Raw genomic sequence first — 4104 nt, 5'->3', positions numbered from 1 at the left:
GAGCCCGCCGCGCGCCGGCATGACGGCGGCGCCCGGCCCGATGGGGGCCGCCCCGATGGGCGCCGGCCCGATGACGCCGGTGCCGCCCCAAGCCGGCGGGCCCGGCGGATCGCCGCCCTGCATGGACGAGTTCACCAAGCTGCAGGCCGAGACCGACAAGCGCGGCAAGGCCGCCAAGGCCGGCGTCGAGAAGAAGGTTCCGCGCGAGGAGCTCTGCAAGCTGTTCACCAGCTTCGCCGGCGCGATCGGCAGCTGGGCCAAGTTCGCCCACGACAAGGCGCCGACCTGCGGCATCCCGCCCAAGATCGTCGAGCAGCTCAAGATCGGCAGCGTCAACATCGGCAAGACCGCCAAGCAGGCCTGCGCGGCCGGCCCGATGGGGCCCGGACCCGCCGCCGCCGGCCCGCCGAGCCTCAGCGAGGCGCTCGGCACCACCCGCTCGCCGGTCGGCAGCGCAGCGTCCGGCGGCAAGCCGAGCACCGGCACGTTCAACACCCTGACGGGAACCTCGATCGCGCGATGAACACGCTCCAGGGACGGATCGCGGATTCGGTCGGCAACTGGGTCGACCGCAACGCCCCGTCCGCCGTCAAGCCGTATCTCCGCCTCTCCCGGTTCGACCGCCCGATCGGCGCCTGGCTGCTGCTGCTCCCGTGCTGGTGGTCGGCGGGGCTCGCCGCCGTGGCAGCCGGCCAGCCGCTGCCGAACGTCTGGCACCTGGTGCTGTTCTTCATCGGCGCCTTCGTGATGCGCGGCGCCGGCTGCACCTGGAACGACATCGCCGACCACGACATCGACAAGAAGGTGGAGCGCACCCGGCTGCGGCCGATCGCGTCGGGCGCCGTGACGCTGTCGCAGGCGCTCGCCTACGCGATCCTGCAGTCGCTGGTCGGCTTCCTGGTGCTGGTCCAGTTCAACGGCTTCGCCGTCGCGACCGGCATCGCCTCGCTCGGCATCGTCGCGCTCTATCCGTTCATGAAGCGCGTCACCTACTGGCCGCAGATCGTGCTCGGCCTCGCCTTCTCGTGGGGCGCCCTGATGGGCTGGGCGGCGACCTTCGGACGGCTCGACGTGGCCCCGGTGCTGCTCTATCTCGGCTCGATCGCCTGGGTGATCGGCTACGACACGATCTACGCCCACCAGGATCGCGCCGACGATCTGTTCGCCGGCATCAAGTCGACCGCGCTGCTGTTCGGCGAGCGCACCAAGACGATGCTGATGCTGTTCTACGGCGCCGCCATCGTGCTGATCGGCGCGGCCGGGATCCTGGCCGGCGGCGGCGTGGCGTTCGGGCTCGGCCTCGCGGCCTTCGCGGCGCATCTCGCGTGGCAGATCGTGCGGCTCGATATTTCCGACACGGCGCTGTGCCTGACACTGTTCCGCTCCAACCGCGACGCCGGCCTGCTGCTGTTCGCCGGCCTGGTGCTGGACGCGATGCTGTAGCGTGGCGCGCTTCCCCGTGAGGGACGCGCTTTTCTTTCGCCCGGATTTCGATATTCCTGTGACGGAGCCGCCGCGGCGACGGGATCGCGCGCCGGCGGGCGCTGGTGTGCGGGGACCATGTCGACGAGCGAGGCCGACGAGAACCGATCCGACGCCGACGCGAAGAGGTCCGACTATGTCGGCGCGCTGGCGCGCGGCCTCGCGGTGATCGAGGCGTTCGGCCGCACCACGCCGGAGCTGACGCTGTCCGAGGTGGCCCAGCTCACCGGCATGTCGCCGGCGACGGCGCGCCGCAATCTCCACACGCTGGAGGAGCTCGGTTTCGTCAAGCGTCACAACAAGCGCTTCCTGCTGGCGCCGCGCGTCCTCACGCTCGGCTCGGCGTTTCTCCAGGCCGCCAATGTCGACGAGGCCGTGATGCCGGAGCTGCGCCGCATCGTCACGCTGTTCGGCGACGCCGCGTCGATGGCGACGCTCGAAGGCACCGACATCCTCTACATCGCTCATTTCTCGGAGCTGCGCGCGGCGCGGCGCACCGCGAGCGTCGGCGTCACCTATCCGGCCTATGCGACCTCGATGGGACGCATCCTGCTGGCCGGCCTGCCGCCCGCCGAGCTCGCCGCCTACTGGCACGAGCTGCGGCCCACCAAGCTGACCGACGTCACCGTGACGGACCGCGACGCGCTCGCCGCGATCGTCGAGGAGGCGCGCCGCGCCGGCTATACGGTAGCGGTCGACCAGCTCGACTACGGCATCACGTCGCTCTCCGTGCCGGTGAAGAACGAGGCCGGGCGAGTGGTCGCCGCCATCAACACGTCGGGCTATTCGCCGCGGCTCGATGCGCAGAAGCTGGTCGAGGAGCGGCTCGCCGAGCTGCAGGTCTCGGCCGGCCGCATCGCCCACCTGCTGGCCCGCTACCCGGGCCTCGCGCATTCGCTGCTGCGCTGACGCGGAGGCCGGCGACGGCGCCGGCTTTCGGGCGGGTGCGCGAGCGGCATCGGACGCGGTTTGGCCGCGCAGCGCGCACGCGTCCGCGCCTTGACAAGCCGGCGGCCCGCTCGCTAACCTAGCGAATAAATTTTCGTCTAGCGAAATAAGCAAGAACATCTGCGACGCCTCACGTCGCAGGGAGGACGCACACGGCCGGCGCCCGCGCCGGCCTTTCCCGGACCGACACAAGCAACGGGCCTTTCGCCCGGGGCGCCGAGCCGACGACAAGGGGGAGAAGAGGACATGGCGACGCTCGCAGCCGTTCTGGCCTCGACGCATCATCCGTTCTACCTGAAGGCCACCACGGCCCCGCCCGAGCAGCAGATGCCGCAGGCGCCCGAGTGGAAGCGCAAGGTCGAGGCGTTCCGCGAGACGCTGACGCGCGCCAAGCCCAACATCCTGGTGATGGTCGGCGCCGACCACTTCCACCAGTTCTTCCTCGACAACTATCCGACCTTCCTGATCGGCAAGGCGCCGCGCTACGACGCCACCTTCTACAACGAGGAGCGCGAGTTCGGCCTGCCCAAATACGTGCTGGAGGGCGACGAGGACCTCTCCGGCTACATGCTGCAGGGGCTCCTGGATCGCGAGTTCGACTTCGCCTTCTCCAACGAGCTGAAGATCGACCACTCGATCATCTGCCCGATCATCACGGTGCGGCCGCAGGCCGACCTGCCCGTGGTGCCGATCTACACCAACATCTTCGCGCCGCCGCTGCCCTCGCCCAAGCGGTTCTACAAGCTCGGCCGGGCGATCCGTGAGATCATCGACGCCTATCCGTCGGACAAGCGCATCGCGGCGATCGGCACCGGGCACCTGTCGCTCGAGCTCGGCGGCCCGCGCCAGTTCGGCGAGCACGGGCCGGATCCGGAGTTCGACCGCCAGGCGATCGAGTGGCTCGCCGCCGGCGACATCGACGCGATCCTCGCCAATGTCACGCACGAGAGCCTGGCCAAGGCCGGCAACGCCACGGCCGGCTTTATGGATCTGATCCTGATGCTCGGCATCGCCGGCCCGCAGCAGAAGGCCGCCCACGTCGACAATCTCGACCTCTTCCACACGATGGAAGCCTATTTCACGTGGTACCCGGAAGGAGCGGCCGCATGAGCAAGTACTATGTGAACAAGTTCCTCTACACGGTCGACCGCGATCCCGAGCTGCTGCGTCGCTACAAGGAGGATCCGCGCGCCCTGGTGACGACCTGGGAGCAGTCGATCGGACCCAAGCTCAACGACTACGAGCGCTCCACCGTGCACGCCCTCACCGACGCCGAGCGCGAGGCGCTGATCAAGCACGACTATGTCGCGCTGTTCGAGATGGGCGCGCACTTCTTCCTGTCGCTGACCATCTTCATCGCGCTCTACGACGAGGAGTACATGGCCAAGCACGGCCCGCTCTCCTTCCAGCGCGAGTTCGCGGCCAAGCTCGGCCACTGGACCGGCAAGGAGTATCCCTCCGTCGCGACGTGAGGGGGGCTGCGGTCTCTGACGAAGCTTTTCGGGCGATCAGTTCGGGTCAAATAATCGACGTCTGAGCAAGAACCACCCCCCACCCCCGACCCCTCCCCGCCACTCGCTTCGCTCGCGGGGGGAGGGGAGAAGAAGGCGCCTGGGCCATCTCACTTTCGGCACCGCGCCTCGGCTCCCCTCCCCCCATTCGCCCTTGCGAATG

General features: G+C 69.1%; 5 protein-coding genes. All 5 read left to right on the top strand.

Annotation, left to right across the window (positions count from 1 at the left end; genetic code table 11):
* Positions 1 to 523, top strand: a 523-nt coding sequence (locus CH341_RS34560) for a hypothetical protein (protein ID WP_170149852.1), incomplete at its 5' end; no start/stop codon positions are given.
* Positions 520 to 1443 carry a 4-hydroxybenzoate octaprenyltransferase gene (gene ubiA / locus CH341_RS28995; RefSeq protein WP_111422720.1) on the top strand — a complete coding sequence of 308 codons (924 nt, stop codon included), beginning with the start codon at positions 520 to 522 and terminating at the stop codon, positions 1441 to 1443. The genes CH341_RS34560 and ubiA, both read left to right, overlap by 4 nt.
* A 117-nt stretch (positions 1444 to 1560) precedes the next feature.
* Positions 1561 to 2391 carry an IclR family transcriptional regulator domain-containing protein gene (locus CH341_RS28990; RefSeq protein ID WP_111422717.1) on the top strand — a complete coding sequence of 277 codons (831 nt, stop codon included), beginning with the start codon at positions 1561 to 1563 and terminating at the stop codon, positions 2389 to 2391.
* 285 nt (positions 2392 to 2676) lie between these two features.
* Positions 2677 to 3540: a DODA-type extradiol aromatic ring-opening family dioxygenase gene (locus tag CH341_RS28985; protein ID WP_111422715.1), complete on the top strand. Its 864-nt coding sequence runs from the start codon at positions 2677 to 2679 to the stop codon at positions 3538 to 3540.
* A complete protein-coding gene (locus CH341_RS28980; RefSeq protein ID WP_111422712.1) occupies positions 3537 to 3902 on the top strand; it encodes a hypothetical protein in 366 nt (121 codons plus the stop codon). Before CH341_RS28985 ends, CH341_RS28980 begins: the two co-directional genes overlap by 4 nt.
* Positions 3903 to 4104: the final 202 nt, after the last annotated feature.

This window comes from Rhodoplanes roseus (assembly GCF_003258865.1).
Lineage (GTDB): Bacteria > Pseudomonadota > Alphaproteobacteria > Rhizobiales > Xanthobacteraceae > Rhodoplanes > Rhodoplanes roseus.
The sequence above is the reverse complement of the archived record's forward strand: the minus strand, read 5'-3'. Positions and strand labels throughout refer to the sequence as shown.